1 protein-coding gene is annotated in these 366 nt (G+C 60.7%); it reads right to left on the bottom strand.

The window, feature by feature from the left end; translation table 11 throughout:
- On the bottom strand, positions 1 to 220 hold a 220-nt coding region (locus tag KWG70_RS17740; RefSeq protein WP_230937375.1), incomplete at its 3' end, for a hypothetical protein.
- Between the last annotated feature and the right edge of the window lie 146 nt (positions 221 to 366).

Raw genomic sequence — 366 nt, 5'->3', positions numbered from 1 at the left:
GGATCCACTCGCGCTCCTCCACGAACTGGAAGCCCGTGTTGGCGGGGTCAAAGCCGGTATAGAGGAAGATCGACACCAGGAAGGTCGCCGTCGTCGCGATCAGCGCCAGCCATTTGGCGTTGCGCTGCGCGGCCTCGTCATCGCCGCGCAGGAACAGGGCCAGAATGACCGCGCCCAAACGCGGGATGAAGGTGATGATCGACAGAAGTGAGTTCAACATTATTCCGCTCCCCCGCCTGATATGGCGAAGTATGTAATCAAGACGACAACCCCGATGACCATCGCGAAGGCGTAGTGGAACATGAAGCCCGACTGCGCGCGGCCAGCCAGCCGTGTGAAGAATGGGATGATGCCCATGGCGATGCC

This window comes from Psychroserpens luteolus, assembly GCF_021032705.1.
GTDB lineage: Bacteria > Bacteroidota > Bacteroidia > Flavobacteriales > Flavobacteriaceae > Psychroserpens > Psychroserpens luteolus.
This window is presented reverse-complemented; position numbering and strand designations above follow the sequence as displayed.